Origin of the sequence: Pantoea sp. Ft-CA_14, assembly GCF_024520875.1 — a bacterium.
Lineage (GTDB): Bacteria > Pseudomonadota > Gammaproteobacteria > Enterobacterales > Enterobacteriaceae > Pantoea > Pantoea agglomerans.
On the sequence record NZ_JALNPM010000021.1, the window covers coordinates 24,751 to 42,343 of the forward strand.

Below are 17,593 nucleotides of genomic sequence, written 5' to 3' on the forward strand. Positions count from 1 at the left end.
ACGATGACTCTGAACCTGGTAAGTGAGCAGTTACTGACTGCTAACGGCATTAATCAGCAGGACCTATTTTCCCTGTTAGGGCAGCTTTCAGAACGTCGTCTGGATTATGCCGATCTCTATTTTCAGTCCAGCTTTCACGAATCCTGGGTGCTGGAAGACAAAATCATTAAAGATGGCTCCTACCATATCGATCAGGGTGTGGGCGTGCGTGCGGTCAGCGGGGAGAAAACCGGCTTCGCCTATGCCGACCAGATCACGCTGAATGCACTGCGTCTCTCCTCTGAAGCCGCACGCAGCATCGTACGCGAACAGGGAAATGGCAAGGCACACACGCTTTCTGCCGTGATGAATCGTTCGCTCTATCAGGCTATCGATCCGCTGAGCAGCCTGACACGTGAAGACAAAATTGCCCTGCTGCATCGCGTTGATAAAGTGGCTCGTGCGGCTGATCCGCGCGTGCAGGAAGTCAATGCCAGCCTGACCGGCGTTTACGAGCAGGTATTGGTAGCCGCGACTGACGGCACGCTGGCGGCAGATGTCCGTCCGCTGGTTCGCCTCTCTATTAGTGTCCAGGTGGAAGATCAGGGCAAACGTGAACGCGGCGCAAGCGGCGGCGGTGCGCGTACCGGTTATGCGTTTTTCCTGGCAGATGAAGATGGCGAAGTCCGCGCTGACGCCTGGGCGCGTGAAGCGGTGCGTATGGCGCTGGTGAATCTCTCCGCCGTGGCCGCTCCCGCTGGTGCGTTGCCAGTGGTACTGGGTGCGGGCTGGCCGGGCGTGCTGCTGCATGAAGCGGTCGGTCACGGTCTGGAAGGCGACTTCAATCGCCGTGGCACCTCGGTGTTCAGCGGTAAAATTGGTCAGCAGGTTGCGTCTGACCTCTGTACCGTGGTGGATGACGGCACCCTTGAAGGGCTGCGCGGTTCACTGGCAGTAGATGATGAGGGCGTTCCCGGTCAGTACAACATGCTGATTGAGAATGGTGTACTGAAAGGCTACATGCAGGACAAGCTGAATGCGCGACTGATGGGGGTTAGCCCTACCGGTAACGGACGTCGTGAATCCTACGCGCATCTGCCGATGCCGCGCATGACCAACACCTATATGCTGGCTGGCAAGTCATCACCGCAGGATATTATTGAAAGCGTTGAGTATGGCCTCTATGCGCCGAACTTTGGTGGCGGTCAGGTGGATATCACCTCCGGCAAATTTGTCTTCTCAACCTCAGAGGCTTATCTGATTGAGAACGGCAAAATCACCAAACCAGTTAAAGGCGCAACGCTGATTGGTTCCGGCATCGAAGCGATGCAGCAGATCTCGATGGTGGGTAATGACCTGGCGCTGGATAAAGGCGTCGGCGTCTGTGGTAAAGAGGGACAGAGCCTGCCGGTCGGTGTCGGTCAGCCGACCCTGAAGCTGGATAAACTGACCATCGGCGGCACCGCCTGATGTGACCCCAACAACCCGCCGCCCGGCGGGTTGTCAGAATGCTGACAAATCCATAGCCGGATGAACCTGGCAGCAATGCAATAGCTGAAAGCGCAGGGAACACGGGCAGAGGAGGAAAGCGTCCCGCGCCACGGATGGCGCGGGCCGAGCGTGTCAGGGATGACGGATTTTGCGTCTTTCCGATCTGACCGTGTTCCCTTCGCTGGCTGGGTCTTACAGCTGGTCGGGACAGATGTTGTCAACAATCTATTGTTAGCTTTTACGATGCTGCTGATACTGTTCAGCCACCTGTTCAAAATAGCCGGTCAGATAATCGATACAGACCTGCACCTTAAGCGGTAACTTATCCTTCTCGGTATAGAGCGCGTAGACCGGGCGCGGATCGGACTGATACTGCGGAAACAGAATATCGATCTCGCCTGCGGTGATCTCATCAATCACCCACATCATCGGCACATAGGCGATGCCATTGCCCGACTTCAGCCAGCGAATCAGCGTCAGGGAATCATTGGTCACAAAACGTCCCTGCGGTGCCAGGCGTGTCACTAATCCTTCCGGCGCAATCAGTTCGAAATTGTTATCGGGCCGTACGCTATATTCCAGCCAGGAAAAATTATCGATATCACCCGGCTTCTCCGGCGTACCATGCTGCGCCAGATAGCTTTTTGCGGCGCACACCACCATCGGCATCGCACCCAGGCGACGCGAAAATAAGCTGGAATCTTTTAACGCTCCCACCCGAATCACCAGATCCAGACCATCCGCGATCAGATCCGGGGCCGGAACGCCGGTGACCAGATTCACACTCAGCCCCGGATATTCCCGCAGCATATCGCTGGTCATGCCGGCTAACACGTTCTGCGCCATGGTAGAGGAGCTGCCAATTCGCAGTACGCCAATGGGCGTATTGTTAAAAGCGTAAAGCTGTTCATGCACCTGCGTCGCTTCGGCCAGCATACGGCGACAGCCCTGATAATAGATTTTGCCCGCTTCGGTCAGCCCGATACTGCGGGTACTGCGATTCAGCAGTTTCACCTGCAATGCATCTTCCAGTTTCGCGACGATCTGGCTGATTGATGAGACGCTCAGATGAAGCTGACGCGCCGCAGCGGTAAACGAACCCAGTTCCACCACTTTAGCGAAGACAGACATGCCTTTCAGTCGTTCCATTATTTACTCTGACTTAAAAGTGATTTAGATCACATTCTGTAGAAAACTTATAGTCAGGCGCGTTATTATAAGCGCGCCGGGGTATTTCCCGGTGATTCTTCATTGCCTGATACCCTTCGATGATACGCTATTATTAAGCCAGCTGCGGTTCGGATAACGCTTCCAGAGGGTTTTCCTGCGACATCTGAAGAGGCATGAGTATCCCGGCAAGGTCGAACTAAGGATTTGTGATGAGTGTGCTTCCGGTATTTGTCATGTTTGGGCTCTCTTTTCCGCCCATTTTCATCGAACTTATTATTTCACTGATGCTGTTCTGGTTAGTGAAACGCGTGCTTACGCCGAGCGGTATCTACGATCTTGTCTGGCATCCGGCACTTTTTAATACAGCGCTTTACTGCTGTGTGTTTTACCTTGTCTCCCGTTTATTAGTCTGAGGTTTAAGTGAAAGCACTCATAAGAAAAATCGCGCGCTACGCGATTACTATCCTGCTGGTCATCATCGCAGTGGTCATTATTTTCCGTGCCTGGGTCTTCTATACCGAATCGCCCTGGACCCGTGATGCGCGTTTCGCCGCTGACGTGGTGGCGATCTCCCCTGACGTCACCGGCCTGATCACCGAGGTTCCGGTACACGACAACCAGCTGGTGAAGAAGGGCGATACGCTGTTTGTGGTTGACCGGCCGCGCTATCAAAAAGCGCTCGATCAGGCGCAGGCGGATGTTGAATATTACCAGGCACTGGTCAGTGAGAAACGTCGCGAAGCCGGGCGCCGTAACCAGCTGGGCACCTCCGCCATGTCGCGCGAGGCTATCGAGCAATCCAATAACGATCTGCAAACCAGCGAGCACCAGCTGGCGAAATCGGTGGCGACACGCGATCTGGCGAAGATCGACCTTGAGCGCACCACGGTGAAAGCGCCATCCGATGGCTGGGTCACCAACCTGAATGTCTACCAGGGTGAGTTTATTACCCGTGGTTCGGTTGCCGTGGCGCTGGTTCAGCAGCACTCTTTCTATGTGCTGGCTTACCTGGAAGAGACCAAACTGCACGGCGTGGAGAAGGGCTTCCGCGCGGAAGTCACCCCACTTGGCAGCAACATCGTGTTGCGCGGCACCGTAGACAGTGTGGCGGCTGGCGTCACCAACAGCAGCAGCTCGGTCGACAGCAAAGGCATGGCAACGGTGGACTCCAATCTGGAGTGGGTCCGTCTGGCGCAACGTGTGCCGGTGCGCATCCGGCTTGATCAGCAGCCCGGCAATCGCTTCCCGGCGGGCACGACAGCGACAGTGGTGATCACCGGTCAGGCCGATCGTCAGCCTGAACAGGTTTCACCGATGGTCCGACTGTTTAATCGCCTGCGTGAGTTTGGTTAAGAGGGCGATATGATCGAGTTCCTGCGGTTCCCGGTAAAGCTCACCTTTGCGCTGGTGTTAGCGCTGATGGTGGGTTTTCACTTTAACCTTGAAACGCCGCGCTGGGCGGTGATGACCGCCGGTATCGTGGCTGGCGGTACCGCGTTTGCGGCCGGGGGGGACCCCTATTCCGGGGCGCTGCGCTATCGCGGCGTTTTACGTATTATCGGGACATTTATTGGCTGTATCGCCGCGCTGACCATCATGATTGCCACCGTGCGTGCACCGGTCGTGATGCTGCTGCTGTGCTGCATCTGGGCAGGACTCTGCGTCTGGCTCTCTTCGCTGATCAAGGTAGAAAACTCTTACGCGCTTGGACTGGCGGGCTACACCGCGCTGATTATTGTGGTGACGGCTAATGCCAGCGGCGGTCTGACGCTGGTGCCACAATATGCGGTAGAGCGCTGCAGTGAAATCGTACTCGGCATTCTGTGTGCCATTCTGGCCGACATGATTTTCTCACCCCGTTCGATTAAAAAAGTGATCGACGCTGAGGTCGATTCGCTGCTGGTGGCACACTATAACCTGCTGCAACTCTGCGTCGCTCACGGTGATAAAGAAGAGGTCGATAAAGCCTGGAGCGCGCTGGTAAGGCGCACCACGGCATTGAACAGCATGCGCAGCCAGCTGATGATGGAGTCCTCACGCTGGAAGAACAGCAATCGCCGTTTGCAGATGCTCAATACGCTGTCACTGACGCTGATTACACAGGCAGCCGAAACCTTTCTGATCCAGAATTCCCGTCCTGATTACATTCCGCCCCAGTATCGTCTGATGGTTGAAAAACCAGCCTCGACCGTTGAAGAGGTGCATAAGCGGATGAAAGTGATGCGGCGGGTGATTGGTGCCAGCGGCAAATCAACGCCGGTCACGCTGGCCAGCTGGGTAGGCACTGCTACCGAATATCTGCTGCTGCTGAAAGGGATCAAAAGCAACAGCCGGATCACCTCGCTGGAAGAGGAGATTCTGCAGCGCGAAGTGGTGATCCAGGCGCGTTCCGCTGAAACGCATCATGCGATGATCAATGGTATCCGTACCTTTGTGGCGACCGCGCTGGGTTCGCTGTTCTGGCTCTATACCGGCTGGACCTCTGGCAGTGGCTGCATGGTCATGCTGGCTGTCATCACCGCGCTGGCGATGCGCATGCCCAACCCGCTGATGATGGCAAAGGACTTTCTCTACGGCATGACGGTCGCGGTTCCGCTGGGCGCGCTCTACTTTATGTATGTTCTCCCGGCGACGCAGCAGAGCGCACTGCTGCTCTGCATCGCAATCGGCCTGCTCGGTTTTATCGGTGGTATCTTCATTCAGCGGCGTCAGCTCGGCACGCTGGGGGCGTTGATTGGCACCCTTAACGTTCTGGTGCTGGATAATCCGATGGAATTCCACATTAACGTCTTTCTCGATAACGTTCTGGGCCAGGTCATCGGCTGCTTCGTGGCGATGATGGTGATCCTGCTGATTCGTGATAAATCAAAAGCGCGTACCGGCCGCAAGCTGCTGAACCGCTTCATGTATGCGGCTGTCTCTGCCATGACGACCAATCAGGCGCGCCGGCGTGAAAACCATCTGCCAGCGCTCTATCAGCAACTGTTTCTGCTGCTGAACCTGTTTCCGGGCGATATCAACAAATATCGCATCGCCCTGACGCTGATCATCGGTCATCAGCGGTTACGCGACGCAGAAGTGCCGGTGAATGCCGATCTCTCTGCTTATCATCGGCAGTTGCGTTACACCGCTGACCGGGTGATCTCCGCCAGCAGCGATGACAAGCGGCGTTACTACTTTGAACGTCTGCTGAAAGAGCTGGATGTCTATCAGGAAAAACTGGCCCATTACGAGGCTCCCGCCAGCGTAACGGAACCGGTAAAACGACTGGCTATGATGCTGGATAAGTACCAGAACACGCTCATCCAAATCTGAATCTGGCCGCTGTGACCTGCAGCGGCCTGCGCAATCCCCACCCATCACAAAATCTGTCGCTTTTGCCAACTATACTCTCCAGACGGAAGAGCAAAACTGACAGGAGCGAATCAATGAAATCACTGCAAGAGAGCGAACTGTTCCGGACCGGCTATTTAGCGGACGGCCAGTGGCATCAGGCGGCCTCTACCTTTGACGTGACCAATCCGGCGACCGGTGAGGTGATTGCACAGGTGGCGAAAGCGGGTAAAGCTGAAACGGAACAGGCTATCGCCGCAGCGGAGCGCGCATTTCCCGCCTGGCGGGCGCAGACTGCAAAAGCGCGCGCTGAAATTCTCACTCGCTGGTACCAGCTGATCATTGAGAACAAGCGCTGGCTGGGACTGCTGATGACGACCGAACAGGGCAAGCCCCTGAAAGAGGCGGAAGGGGAAGTAGAATACGCCGCCAGTTTTATTCAGTGGTTCGCCGAGCAGGCGAAACGGACCAATGGTGAGATTATTCCGCCAGCTAAACCCGGCTCCCGTATTCTGGCAACTCGCGAACCGATTGGCGTTGTGGCTGCCATTACGCCGTGGAATTTCCCGATGGCGATGCTGACCCGCAAACTGGGGCCAGCTCTGGCTGCCGGCTGCACCGGCATTATTAAACCTGCCAATAACACGCCACTCTCCGCCTTTGCCCTGCTGGCGCTGGCGAAGGAGGCAGGTGTGCCTGATGGTGTACTGAATGCGGTAGCCGGTGATACCCATGCTATCAGCGATGCCATCATGGCCAGCAAAGCGGTGCGTAAAATCTCGTTCACCGGCTCCACCCAGGTGGGCAAGCTGCTGATGCGCAATGCTGCCGAAACCATGAAAAAAGTGTCGATGGAGCTGGGGGGTAATGCCCCTTATATCGTGTTTGACGATGCCGACATTGATGCCGCCGTACAGGGCGCCATTGCCAACAAATTCCGTAATGCGGGCCAGGTGTGCGTCAGCGTAAACCGCTTCTACATTCACAATGCTATCTATGATCGTTTTACTCAGCAGCTGGCTACCGAAGTGAACAAGCTGAAGGTGGGCAACGGCATGGAAGAGGGCGTGATTGTCGGGCCATTAATTGAGGCATCGGCGGTGGAAAAGGTTGAGCAGCACGTCAATGATGCGGTAGCAAAAGGCGGCAAATTACTGGCGGGTGGCGAGCGACATGCGCTGGGTGGCAACTTCTGGCAGCCCACTGTGATTACTGAGGCGCACGAAGGGATGCAGCTCGCGCAGGAGGAGACCTTTGGTCCGGTGGCTGCCTGTTTCCGCTTTGATGATGAAGATGAGGTCATCCGTCGCGCTAACGATACGCCGTTCGGCCTTGCCGCATACTTTTACACCCAGAATCTGCAGCGGGTGTTCCGTGTTTCAGCCGCGCTGGAAAGCGGCATGATCGGCATTAATGAATGTGCCGTATCAACCGAGCTGGCGCCGTTTGGTGGTGTGAAAGAGTCGGGGCTGGGCCGCGAAGGTTCGGTACTCGGCATGGAAGAGTATCTGGAGGTCAAAGCGCTGCACCTGGGCGGTTTGAGCTAGCGGACAGTAACGGGCGGCGCAGGTCGCCCGCAGACGGAGCATGGGAGCCGTCAGCATGAAAATCGAGCGTTTTGATTTTAATGAAATTGTCGATCAGGCCCATTTCTTCCGGCAGTTCAGCGAGCGATTTGCGCTGGAGGAGCGCCGCATCTGCGATCTGGATGGATTATGGGATGTGGTGACGGGCGATCTGTTACCGCTGCCGCTGGAGATTGAATTTGTTAATCTGGGCAGGGGACAGCGACGGCGTTATGGCGCGCTGATTCTGTTATTTGATGAAGCGGAAGAGGAGCTGGAAGGTCAGCTTCACTTTAATGTCAGATAAAACGTCAGATAAAAAAAGGCCCCGGCGAGCGGGGCCAAAGGGTTCGTCATACATCTGACGAGGAATTATTTATAAAGCTGTGCGGTGATGTGATAGTTATCGCCGGTGCGCGCCTCAATAACTTTATAGGCACTGGCACCCTGTTCATCCGCTTTCTGAGAAAGCTCAGCGCGGTAATCCATTGGCGATCCCGCGGTTCCACTGATGGTCACGGTGCCCGCAGGCTGCAGGTTCTGCGTCTGATCGCCGGTGACCAGCTGTGCGGCTGATGCGCCGAACGCCATAACGGAAAGCAGACTGACTGTAGCGATGGTTGTTTTGATATTCATGATTATCTCCTCAATACATTCAACAACCTGCGGTTTCTCGTAAAGGCGGGTCGTCGATATCTTCTGACGCCCTTCAGGCGTCATCACGGTTAATTATTTATAAAGCTCAGCGGTGACATGCCAGGTGTTATCCTGGTTGTTTTCGATGATGCGATAGTGGCTTGCGCCCTGGGCATCCGCTTTCTCTGACAGCACCTGACGGATATGTGTCTGGTCGCCATTTCGTCCACCAATGCTGATGGTCTGATTCATTGGCTGCAGGCCCTGTGCCTGTTCATTGGACACCAGGCTGGCGGCGTTGGCACCTACTGAGAACAGGGATGCCAGACTCAGTGCAGCGATAGCTAATTTCATTTTCATGGTCAACTCTCCTGAAATTTCTGCTTCAGCTCTCCGGAGCGCAAAAGGGCGCGTCAGACAGAGAGCAGATGGCATTATCGGTTACGCCTTAGTTATACAGTGCGGCGGTAGCGTGATAGTTGCCGTTGTTGTATGCCTCAATCACGCGATAGGCTTTTGCGCCCTGCTGATCGGCTTTGTCGCTGAGTTTCTGTTTGATATCCATCGGTGAACCCGCCACGCCGCTGACACTGATGGTGCCGACAGCCTGCAGATTCTGCGCCTGTGACGCATCAATAGATTCTGCTGCCACAGCACCAAATGAGAGGGCGGAGAGAATGCTCAGGGTAGCAATAGTAGTTTTTACGTTCATAGATTTTTCCTCGTCGTCTATTTTTATCTTTTTATTTAGTGTGATTTGCATCACGAAAAGAAGTATAGAACTAATAACGTAAGAAATTAATACCCCGCTAATAATGTTTTTTTGTGATTCTTTATCCTTATGGCTACTTTTAATAACTTAACGTTATAAAAAAAGGATAAAAAGTAACCTTTAAGCCACTTTTAATCGTAAAAACAGTGAGATAGATCACTTTAACTTTTAGTGCGAAAGTTGGAGGTATATCGGGCTGGAGTTTGATCTGGATCCGGGCAATGGTGCCGGTTTAGTGATGTAAAGCAGTGTAAAATAGCGCATAAAGTGAAGCAGAGTTATCGATCTGACCAACAGCCGGGCGTGTAAAAGCAGGCTTATTACTTATCCAGAGCGGGTAACTGTCGTGGAACGGGGTGAGCAGAGAGAACGAACTGACGATCTGGCGCATGATGGCCGGTCGTCAGTCCGCGATCAGAGTTCCTGTTCAAACAGGGTGAGGATGGCACCGTGCAGCTGCTTAACGGTGAAGTCACGCGCGCGGGTAATAAAGATTGTGTCATCGCCAGCGATGGTACCCAGAATCCCGTGCGACTTACCCAGTGAATCCAGCATACGTGCAATCAGCTGTGCTGCGCCGGGACTGGTATGAATCACCACCAGGGCATCGTTGTAGTCGATATCCAGTACCAGGTTTTTTAACGGGCTGGTGGTGGTCGGCACACCCAGCTCAGCGGGCAGGCAATAGACCATCTCCATCCTGGCATTCCGGGTGCGTACTGCGCCAAACTTGGTCAGCATTCGCGAGACTTTGGACTGATTGATATTTTCAAAGCCCTCGTCCTGAAGCGCCTGAACAATTTCGCCCTGGGAACTGAATTTTTCTTCTTTTAATAAGGCTTTGAAAGCCTTAACCAGATCGTCTTGTTTCGATGGGTTTCGCATAGGTTACCAATAAATAGAGAGAATAACCGCGCATCCGCCCGCGGCAGAGTGGTGATTATGCATTTATATGCATTTTTATGCAATCGTTCGATTGATGAGCAGCGTCCGGGCGGCTAGCGGGCGGCGATAATAGCAAATAAATCCGCTCAGACCAAAACACGCGTCACAGCCCCGGAAGGCGAAGGTTGCAAAGTTGTTATATTATTGGTGGTGTAGTAACAGAAAACGCACGTAGCCGTTCTCTGTCTGACGACGGCAAAGTTGTCGGTCATTCAGGTGCAATGATAAGTAACTTTTGAATCCGGAGATTAAGTGTGAAAACACGTAGAATTAACAACGGATATTTATCATCGCCTGAGCAGTTGATTAAGGTCTGACACAGATAGAATTTCGGCCCATCTCTGCCCCACCTTAATAAGGAGTTAAGAATGAAAGTTGCCGTTCTCGGTGCCGCTGGCGGCATAGGCCAGGCGCTCGCACTTCTGCTCAAAACCCAGCTTCCCGCAGGTTCAGAACTCTCGCTGTATGACATCGCGCCGGTTACGCCGGGTGTTGCCGTTGATCTCAGCCATATTCCTACCGCAGTGGCTATTCAGGGATTCAGTGGAGAAGACGCCACGCCTGCCTTACAGGGTGCCGATGTGGTACTGATTTCCGCGGGTGTCGCACGTAAGCCCGGTATGGATCGCGCCGACCTGTTTAACGTTAACGCAGGCATCGTCCGTAACCTGATCGAACAGGTTGCCACAACGGCACCTAAAGCGTTGATTGGTGTCATCACCAACCCGGTCAATACCACCGTGGCCATTGCGGCAGAAGTGCTGAAAAAGCACGGTGTTTACGACAAAAATCGGCTGTTCGGCGTGACCACGCTGGATATCATTCGCGCCAATACTTTTGTGGCTGCATTGAAAGGCAAGCAGCCTGACCAGGTGGAAGTCCCGGTCATTGGTGGCCACTCTGGCGTAACCATTCTGCCGCTGCTGTCGCAGGTTAAAGGCGTCAGCTTCAGCGATCAGGAAGTGGCCGATCTGACCAAACGCATCCAGAACGCCGGCACCGAAGTGGTGGAAGCCAAAGCGGGTGGCGGCTCGGCCACGCTGTCGATGGGCCAGGCAGCTGCACGTTTCGGTTTGTCACTGGTACGCGCGCTGAAGGGTGAAGCTAATGTGGTGGAGTGTGCTTACGTAGAAGGCGAGGGTGAACATGCGCGCTTCTTCTCCCAGCCGCTGCTGCTGGGTAAAAACGGTGTGGCTGAACGCAGGCCGATTGGTACCCTCAGCGCTTACGAACAGCAGGCGCTGTCAGGCATGCTGGATACGCTGAAGAAAGATATCGCCCAGGGCGAAGAGTTCGTTAAGCAGTAACTGACGGCTCAGACTTGCAATAACGCCCGGCTTTGCCGGGCGTTTTGCATTACAGTCCGCCAGACTTATAGGCGCGGGCAGCGGGTGTACCGTTGCTGGCAGGTAGCTTCTTACCCAGGGTTTCCATACGCATCTGGAACGGCGGGAACGGCATCTCAATACCGTGCTGATCAAATCCGCTGAGAATCAACTGATGCAGTTCGTGACGAAGCGGCATACGGTGTCCCATCTCAGCAGCATGCACACGAAGTTCAAATAACTGAATGCCCTGCTGCAGATCGACCAGGAAGGCTTCCGGTTGCGGCGTGTCCAGGACATAGCTGCAGCGCTCAGCCGCCTGGATCAGAATGGTGGTCACCTGTTCACTGCTGACTTTCGCCGGAGCCGGAATGGTGAGCACCACGCGCGTCACGGAATCGGACAGCGACCAGTTAATAAACTGCTCGGTGATAAAGGCCTTGTTCGGCACGATGATCTCTTTGCGGTCCCAGTCGGTAATAGTGGTCGCGCGGGTATTAATTCGCGTGATACTGCCGGTCAGATCGCGGATCGTCACGGTATCGCCGATACGAATCGGCTTTTCGAACAGGATAATCAGACCTGAGATAAAGTTGGCAAAAATCTCCTGCAAACCAAACCCCAGTCCCACACCCAGCGCGGCAACCAGCCACTGCAGCTTTGACCACTCAATACCAATCATTGAGAAACCAATCAGCCCGCCAATCAACAGCAGCAGATATTTGGTCAGTGTGGTGATGGCGTAACCCGTACCTGGCGTCAGATTAAGATGCTGCAACAGCGCCAGCTCAAGCAGCGCGGGCATATTGCGCACCAGCTGGGTGGTGATAATAAACACCAGAATGGCGATCAGCACCGACCCCAGGGTAATGGGCTGGATCGACTCTACGCCCTGCACTGAGGTACTGACGTCCCACAGCTGAATATTCTCCAGGAAGCCAAAGGCCGAATGGATTTCTGACCACAGCACAATCACGGAGACCAGGGCGATAAGCATCAGGATAGAGCGTACCAGCCGCAGCGACTGCGCACTGATCGCATCCAGGTCAATTACCGGCTCTTCAATTTCAATCGCATCAGTGTTCAGAGAGCCTTGCTCCTTCTCCTCTTCACTGCGCGCACGGTTAGCCAGCATATCGGCACGGCGCTGACGGGCGCGATCAAAGCCAAGACGGCGACGCTGAATCAGCATCCAGCGCCGGATAATGTGATAGATAACCAGCAACAGGAACCAGATGGCGACAGAGGTCTCCAGTCGCGCCAGCAGCGCCTGCGCGGTAGCCAGATAACCCACAGCGGAGGCGAGGGCAGCCATCAGCGGCATAGCGATCATCAGGTTCCACAGCATCCGGTTCACCATGTTCTCGCCATTTCCCTCTTTATCGAGATAGAGCGGAATCCCGGAACGCTTCAGGCTGACGGTCACAATGCTGATTGCCCCGCAGATCAGGATGAAACAGAGACGACCCAGCGACGAGGAGAACTGCCGATCTTCCAGATTACCAAAGGCGATCAGCAACATAATCAGCGGCACAATTAATCCGATGCTCAGCGAGTAGTAGCGCATGGCGCGCGCCACCCGGTTTTGCGGCCAGCGGAAATGCACAATGAACAGGCCGTTAGGACGGGCAAAGGCAGCGCTGATCATAAACGCCCACAGCAGCGGCAGCGTGGCGGTAATGCCATCACCAATCGCTACGGCGATAGGGTAGGGCCAGGCGTTCTGCAGGCCATAACCCAACGCACCCCATAACACCGGCAGCGGCAGCGCCACCAGGATAGACCAGAACAGGGTACGGATAGTCAGGCGGAAACGATCCTGCGTGACCTTGCCGACTTTACTGGCAGAACGGTCAAGGAAAGCATTGAAGTGGCGGCGCGAACTGATGCTGAAGCCGACCAGCAGCAACGCACCAATAATCGGCAGCACCGAGTTGCGGCTGGTAAACATCATCGCCATCGCTTTGCCGAGCTGACCCAGCGTATCCAGCGACAGCAGACGGGAAAGATCTTTGGCCAGATCCAGCGGATAACTCAAACCAATCGGGTTAACGTCGGCGGTCCAGAACAGATAGCGGTGCGTCGCCTCTTTGACTTCCGTCAGCGCATCCTGCAACTGCGTGTTGCCAACCTTAAGCTTGGTGATCTCCAGAATCAGCGTGTCACAGCCGGAGATCAGCGAATTGAGCAGTTCCCTCTGAGTGCGTAGCTGCGCATCAAGAATACGCTTCTGGTCTGCGGTGAAGGGCTGACCATCGGCCTGCCGTCCCTTGCGCAGCGCCTCCTGGCGCTCCAGCAGATCTTCATAATTGAGACGCTGCACGCGAAGCTGTGCCATCTCATTATCAATCTGCTGCGACTTGGGCATCTCCGGCAGACGCGCGACCTGCGCCCGTAACGCTTCGCCCAGCAGATTAGAGGCACCCAGCCACTGCGACTGTTCACGCAGGGTAGAGAGCGCCTGACGGACCTGAATAATCTGGTTGGTGGCCAGTCGCTGCTGCGACGCCACCAGATCCATGCGCTGCGCCTGCTGATTCAGGGCAACCGAGAGTTCGCGGTTAACCCGAAACTGATCGCTGATCTCTGGCGGAAGATCGCCACTGTTTTCTGCCAGTTGCTCGGTGCGGGCCAGCGCGACTTCGGCTTCACGTTGCCGCTGATCGTTGAGCTGGTTGCGCAGCGCCTGAAGATAGTTATCGAGCTGAGTTGCTTTGCGCTGGTGGGCTTCAGCCCGCATCCGCGCCAGTTCCTGACGGTTGTTGGCAGAGAGCTGTGCCAGCTCAAGTTCATCGACCAGCGCTTTATTCGCGGCGCTTTCCGCCTGGCGAGCCGCCAGTTGCAGCTGCCCCTGTGGCGAACTGCTGCTGACGCTCTGCAAACGGCGTTCACTCTCCGTCATCGCCCGGCGTGCTTCAGTCTGCTGCTGCGGCAGTTGCGACAGCGAATCACTGATTTCCCGCGCCCGATCCTGCTCCTGCCGTGCCTGACGCCCCTCTTCCAGCAGCTGGCTGCTGACCTGCAGGATCTCCTGATCCAGCTCGGCGCTGCTCATGTTGTTGCGCACGGTTTTCCCGCTGTCACTCAGCGCGGCGATCTGCTGACGCAGTTCGCGCGCCAGACGCGGAAAATCATCAATAACCTGCTGATATTGCGCCGCGCGCTCCAGCGATTCATCGCGTTCAGAGAGAAAGTTTAAGGCGGCTTCAATCGTCTGGATCTGTTCAGCCTGCGAGGGTGAACTTTTGGCCGATTTTATCTCTTCCAGCTGCTGTTTGAGCTGGCTGGCATCAGGAAGGCTGGCCGCGAAGGCCGGGCTGCTGAGCCACAGGCTCAGCAGCAGGAGGAGAATCGAACGCACAGAGGACACTCAATTTAATCGACGATGACGTCGGAAATGTCTGTCGCGACCGGCAGCGCAATCGCCAGCGGTTGACCCAGACGGGTTTTGCTTTCTGCTTCCAGGCTTTCAGCCAGTTTGACGCGGCCAGGTGCGAACAGATTGATGACGGTAGAGCCAAGCTTGAAGCGGCCCATTTCCTGGCCTTTCAACAGCACCACGGCGCTTTCATCATCCGCTGCCGGATAGTGCCAGCGCTTGATCACGCCTTCACGCGGTGGCGTGATGGTGCCAGCCCAGACGGTTTCGATGCTGCCGACAATGGTGGCACCCACCAGGATCTGCACCATCGGCCCGATATCGGTTTCAAAGTAGCAGATGACGCGCTCGTTACGGGCGAACAGGTTGGGAATATTACGCGCGGTCAGCGGGTTGACGGAGTAGAGGTCGCCAGGCACATAAATCATCTCACGCAGGATGCCGTTGCACGGCATATGGACGCGGTGATAATCACGGGGCGCCAGATAGGTGGTGACGAACTCGCCATCAACAAATTGGGCTGCCATCCGCTCATCACCCGCCAGCAGGGCGTCAATGGTGTAGTGATGACCTTTAGCCTGGAAAATCTGATCGCCATCAATGTGGCCGAGCTGGCTGATAGCGCCATCCGCGGGCAGGGCGATGAGATTGGCATCGGCATCCACCGGACGCGCATCGTCTTTCAGCGGACGAACGAAAAAGTCATTAAAGGTGCGATAGCTGGCGGTATCGGGCTTACGCGCTTCCGCCATGTCGACTTTGTAAAACCAGACAAAGATGTCAATGACCAGTTTGGTCAACCAACCACCGCGGCGACTGGCGCCCCAACCGGCAAGTTCAGTCAGCCATTTCTTCGGGAGAATATGATTCAAGCCGAGTTTTAAACGATCAAACACCTTAGCCTCCTGGCTATTTTATGACGTTGTAAAAAAGGGGGCGGATTGTAGCAGCGCCCCGTTCAGATGGCGACTATACCCGAATTCCGGCACGCTGCACGGTCTGGACGCGCGACTGGAATGCACCTCGCAAAATGCCCCGGCTTATCCGTTCAGACGCGGTTATACCGATTAACTTTCACCATCAGGGAAATTTTTACGCGTTTTTACCTGCGCCATGCTCTCCAGGATACGGTGGTAGTTATCAAAACGGGACCTGTTGATTTTGCCCTGTTCGACCGCTTCGCGAATGGCACAGCCGGGATCGCTGCCGTGTTTACAATCGCGGAATTTGCAATCGCCAAGGAATGCGCGGAATTCGACAAATCCGCGGGTAATTTGTTCCGGCTCAAGATGCCATAAACCGAACTCACGCACGCCGGGTGAATCGATCACATCGCCGCCGTCCGGGAAGTGATAAAGGCGCGATGCGGTGGTGGTGTGCTGGCCTAAGCCTGAGCCATCCGAAACCTCGTTAGTCAGAATAGCGACCTGCTCTTCTTTGTCGAAGCCGAGCAGGGCATTCAGCAGACTCGATTTGCCGACGCCAGACTGACCGGCAAAGATACTGATGCGGTCGGTCAGCGCCGCTTTCAGGTCGTCCATGCCGTTTTTCGCCCGGCTGGAGACCATCACCACGCGATAGCCAATATTGCGATAGATATCCATCTGCTTATCGACAAAGGCGCGCGCCTTGTCATCCAGCAGATCGGTTTTGTTCAGTACCAGCAACGGTTCAATATCCAGCGTTTCGCTGGCAACCAGATAGCGGTCGATGATGTTTAACGACAGTTCAGGCAGGATTGCGGAGACGACGATGATCTGGTCGATATTCGCCGCCATCGGCTTCACGCCGTCGTAAAAATCGGGGCGGGTTAATACGCTGGTGCGCTCATGCACCGCTTCAACAATACCTTTGTTGCCGCTGGTTGCCGGACGCCACAGCACCCGGTCGCCGGTGACCAGCGAACGAATGGTACGGCGGATATTGCAGCGGTGGGCGACGCCTGCGCTATCCTCAACATCAGCGTGCATGCCAAAACGGCTGACAACGACCCCATCTGCAGCTTCACCAAACAGGTTGTCATCCGCTTCCGGACGCTCTCTGCGTTGGTTGAGACGGCGATCGTGGTTAGCGCTTACGCGGCGTTGTTGGCCCTTCGACAGTTTATTTTTACTCACTCACCCTCACAGCGTTAGCCAGATTTCGCCCGGCTGGGCAAAACGTCTATGATACACCTTATTCATCGTAAATGACGACTACAGCAACCGCAGGAAACAGCATGGCTACTGGAAATGAACAGAATCTGATCTGGATTGATCTTGAGATGACCGGACTTGATCCGACGCACGATCGCATTATTGAAATTGCGACCCTGGTGACTGATGCCAACCTGAACATTCTGGCGGAAGGGCCGGTCATGGCCGTTCATCAGTCTGATGCGCAACTGGCGCTGATGGATGAGTGGAATGTCCGCACTCATACCAACAGCGGTCTGGTTGCGCGGGTGAAGGAGAGTCAGATTGACGATCGCGCAGCAGAGCTGGCGACCATTGAGTTCCTGAAACAGTGGGTTCCGGCGAACACCTCGCCTATCTGCGGCAACAGCATCGGGCAGGATCGTCGTTTCCTGTTTAAGTACATGCCTGAGCTGGAAGCGTACTTCCACTATCGTTATCTGGATGTCAGTACCCTGAAAGAGCTGGCTCGTCGCTGGAAACCCGATATCCTTCCTGGCTTCAAAAAAGGGGGGACGCACCAGGCTCTGGATGATATCCGTGAGTCCGTGGCGGAGCTGGCGTACTACCGCGAACACTTTTTGCAGCTTTAATCGGCGACGGGTGCGCATGAAATCACCAGGTTGCTGATTTAATCAGCAAACGCGCGGAAAGCGAAAATTTTTGCTTTCAGACGCTTGCAGCAGCAACGATTTCTCGTATAATGCGCACCCCGTACCGGTGAAGAATTTATTAACGGTACAAGGCGCGGGAATAGCTCAGTTGGTAGAGCACGACCTTGCCAAGGTCGGGGTCGCGAGTTCGAGTCTCGTTTCCCGCTCCAG

The 17,593-nt window shown here is 55.2% G+C and carries 16 protein-coding genes and 1 tRNA gene; 9 read left to right on the forward strand and 8 right to left on the reverse strand.

All coding sequences use genetic code 11. The features are described from left to right. Positions 1-3: 3 nt before the first annotated feature. Positions 4-1,449 carry a metalloprotease TldD gene (gene tldD / locus NR195_RS22170; protein ID WP_010699816.1) on the forward strand — a complete coding sequence of 482 codons (1,446 nt, stop codon included), beginning with the start codon at positions 4-6 and terminating at the stop codon, positions 1,447-1,449. 252 nt (positions 1,450-1,701) lie between these two features. On the opposite strand, the gene aaeR is transcribed toward tldD, so the two are convergent. Further along, positions 1,702-2,619, reverse strand: coding sequence for an HTH-type transcriptional activator AaeR (gene aaeR / locus NR195_RS22175; protein WP_010256055.1), 918 nt, complete (start codon positions 2,617-2,619; stop codon positions 1,702-1,704). A 230-nt stretch (positions 2,620-2,849) separates the two neighbouring features. Here aaeR and aaeX point away from each other — a divergent pair, with 230 nt between their 5' ends. The 5 genes from aaeX to NR195_RS22200 all read left to right on the forward strand — a co-directional run bounded on the left by aaeX (position 2,850) and on the right by NR195_RS22200 (position 7,845). Further along, entirely contained in the window at positions 2,850-3,053 is a 204-nt protein-coding gene (aaeX, locus tag NR195_RS22180; protein ID WP_010256058.1) for a p-hydroxybenzoic acid efflux pump operon protein AaeX, read from the forward strand. 7 nt (positions 3,054-3,060) lie between these two features. After that, entirely contained in the window at positions 3,061-3,993 is a 933-nt protein-coding gene (gene aaeA, locus NR195_RS22185; RefSeq protein WP_010256061.1) for a p-hydroxybenzoic acid efflux pump subunit AaeA, read from the forward strand. 9 nt (positions 3,994-4,002) lie between these two features. Continuing rightward, the gene (gene aaeB / locus NR195_RS22190) at positions 4,003-5,955 is read left to right on the forward strand and encodes a p-hydroxybenzoic acid efflux pump subunit AaeB (RefSeq protein WP_010256064.1); all 1,953 of its coding nucleotides are present in this window, start codon (positions 4,003-4,005) and stop codon (positions 5,953-5,955) included. A 113-nt stretch (positions 5,956-6,068) separates the two neighbouring features. Then, on the forward strand, positions 6,069-7,520 hold the full coding sequence (locus NR195_RS22195) for an NAD-dependent succinate-semialdehyde dehydrogenase (RefSeq protein WP_060681161.1): 1,452 nt from the start codon (positions 6,069-6,071) through the stop codon (positions 7,518-7,520). A 55-nt stretch (positions 7,521-7,575) separates the two neighbouring features. Further along, positions 7,576-7,845: a hypothetical protein gene (locus NR195_RS22200; RefSeq protein WP_010256069.1), complete on the forward strand. Its 270-nt coding sequence runs from the start codon at positions 7,576-7,578 to the stop codon at positions 7,843-7,845. A 65-nt stretch (positions 7,846-7,910) separates the two neighbouring features. Here the strand turns inward: NR195_RS22200 and yhcN (NR195_RS22205) are convergent, their stop codons facing one another. The 4 genes from yhcN (NR195_RS22205) to argR form a co-directional block, all read right to left on the reverse strand. Beyond that, entirely contained in the window at positions 7,911-8,174 is a 264-nt protein-coding gene (gene yhcN / locus NR195_RS22205; protein WP_010256072.1) for a peroxide/acid stress response protein YhcN, read from the reverse strand. Positions 8,175-8,267: 93 nt separating this feature from the next. Then, positions 8,268-8,534 (reverse strand): YdgH/BhsA/McbA-like domain containing protein, encoded by a 267-nt coding sequence (locus tag NR195_RS22210; protein ID WP_010256074.1) that lies wholly within the window; start codon positions 8,532-8,534, stop codon positions 8,268-8,270. Positions 8,535-8,622: 88 nt separating this feature from the next. Next, complete coding sequence (gene yhcN, locus NR195_RS22215; protein WP_022623941.1) at positions 8,623-8,886, reverse strand: peroxide/acid stress response protein YhcN; 264 nt, start codon at positions 8,884-8,886, stop codon at positions 8,623-8,625. 474 nt (positions 8,887-9,360) lie between these two features. Next, entirely contained in the window at positions 9,361-9,831 is a 471-nt protein-coding gene (gene argR / locus NR195_RS22220; RefSeq protein ID WP_010256080.1) for a transcriptional regulator ArgR, read from the reverse strand. Between the two features lie 428 nt (positions 9,832-10,259). Between argR and mdh the strand changes: the two genes are divergently transcribed. Further along, entirely contained in the window at positions 10,260-11,198 is a 939-nt protein-coding gene (mdh, locus tag NR195_RS22225; protein WP_010699812.1) for a malate dehydrogenase, read from the forward strand. Positions 11,199-11,247: 49 nt separating this feature from the next. On the opposite strand, the gene mscM is transcribed toward mdh, so the two are convergent. From mscM to rsgA, 3 genes are all read right to left on the reverse strand, one after another. Further along, positions 11,248-14,577, reverse strand: a complete 3,330-nt coding sequence (mscM, locus tag NR195_RS22230; RefSeq protein ID WP_010256086.1) for a miniconductance mechanosensitive channel MscM — start codon at positions 14,575-14,577, stop codon at positions 11,248-11,250. 14 nt (positions 14,578-14,591) lie between these two features. Continuing rightward, positions 14,592-15,491, reverse strand: coding sequence for an archaetidylserine decarboxylase (gene asd, locus NR195_RS22235; protein ID WP_010256089.1), 900 nt, complete (start codon positions 15,489-15,491; stop codon positions 14,592-14,594). A 171-nt stretch (positions 15,492-15,662) separates the two neighbouring features. Further along, positions 15,663-16,712, reverse strand: coding sequence for a small ribosomal subunit biogenesis GTPase RsgA (gene rsgA, locus NR195_RS22240; RefSeq protein WP_010256092.1), 1,050 nt, complete (start codon positions 16,710-16,712; stop codon positions 15,663-15,665). 101 nt (positions 16,713-16,813) lie between these two features. Here rsgA and orn point away from each other — a divergent pair, with 101 nt between their 5' ends. Together orn and NR195_RS22250 are read left to right on the forward strand one after the other, a co-directional pair. Next, entirely contained in the window at positions 16,814-17,362 is a 549-nt protein-coding gene (gene orn / locus NR195_RS22245) for an oligoribonuclease (protein WP_010256094.1), read from the forward strand. Positions 17,363-17,516: 154 nt separating this feature from the next. Then, positions 17,517-17,592, forward strand: a tRNA-Gly gene (locus tag NR195_RS22250). Position 17,593: the final 1 nt, after the last annotated feature.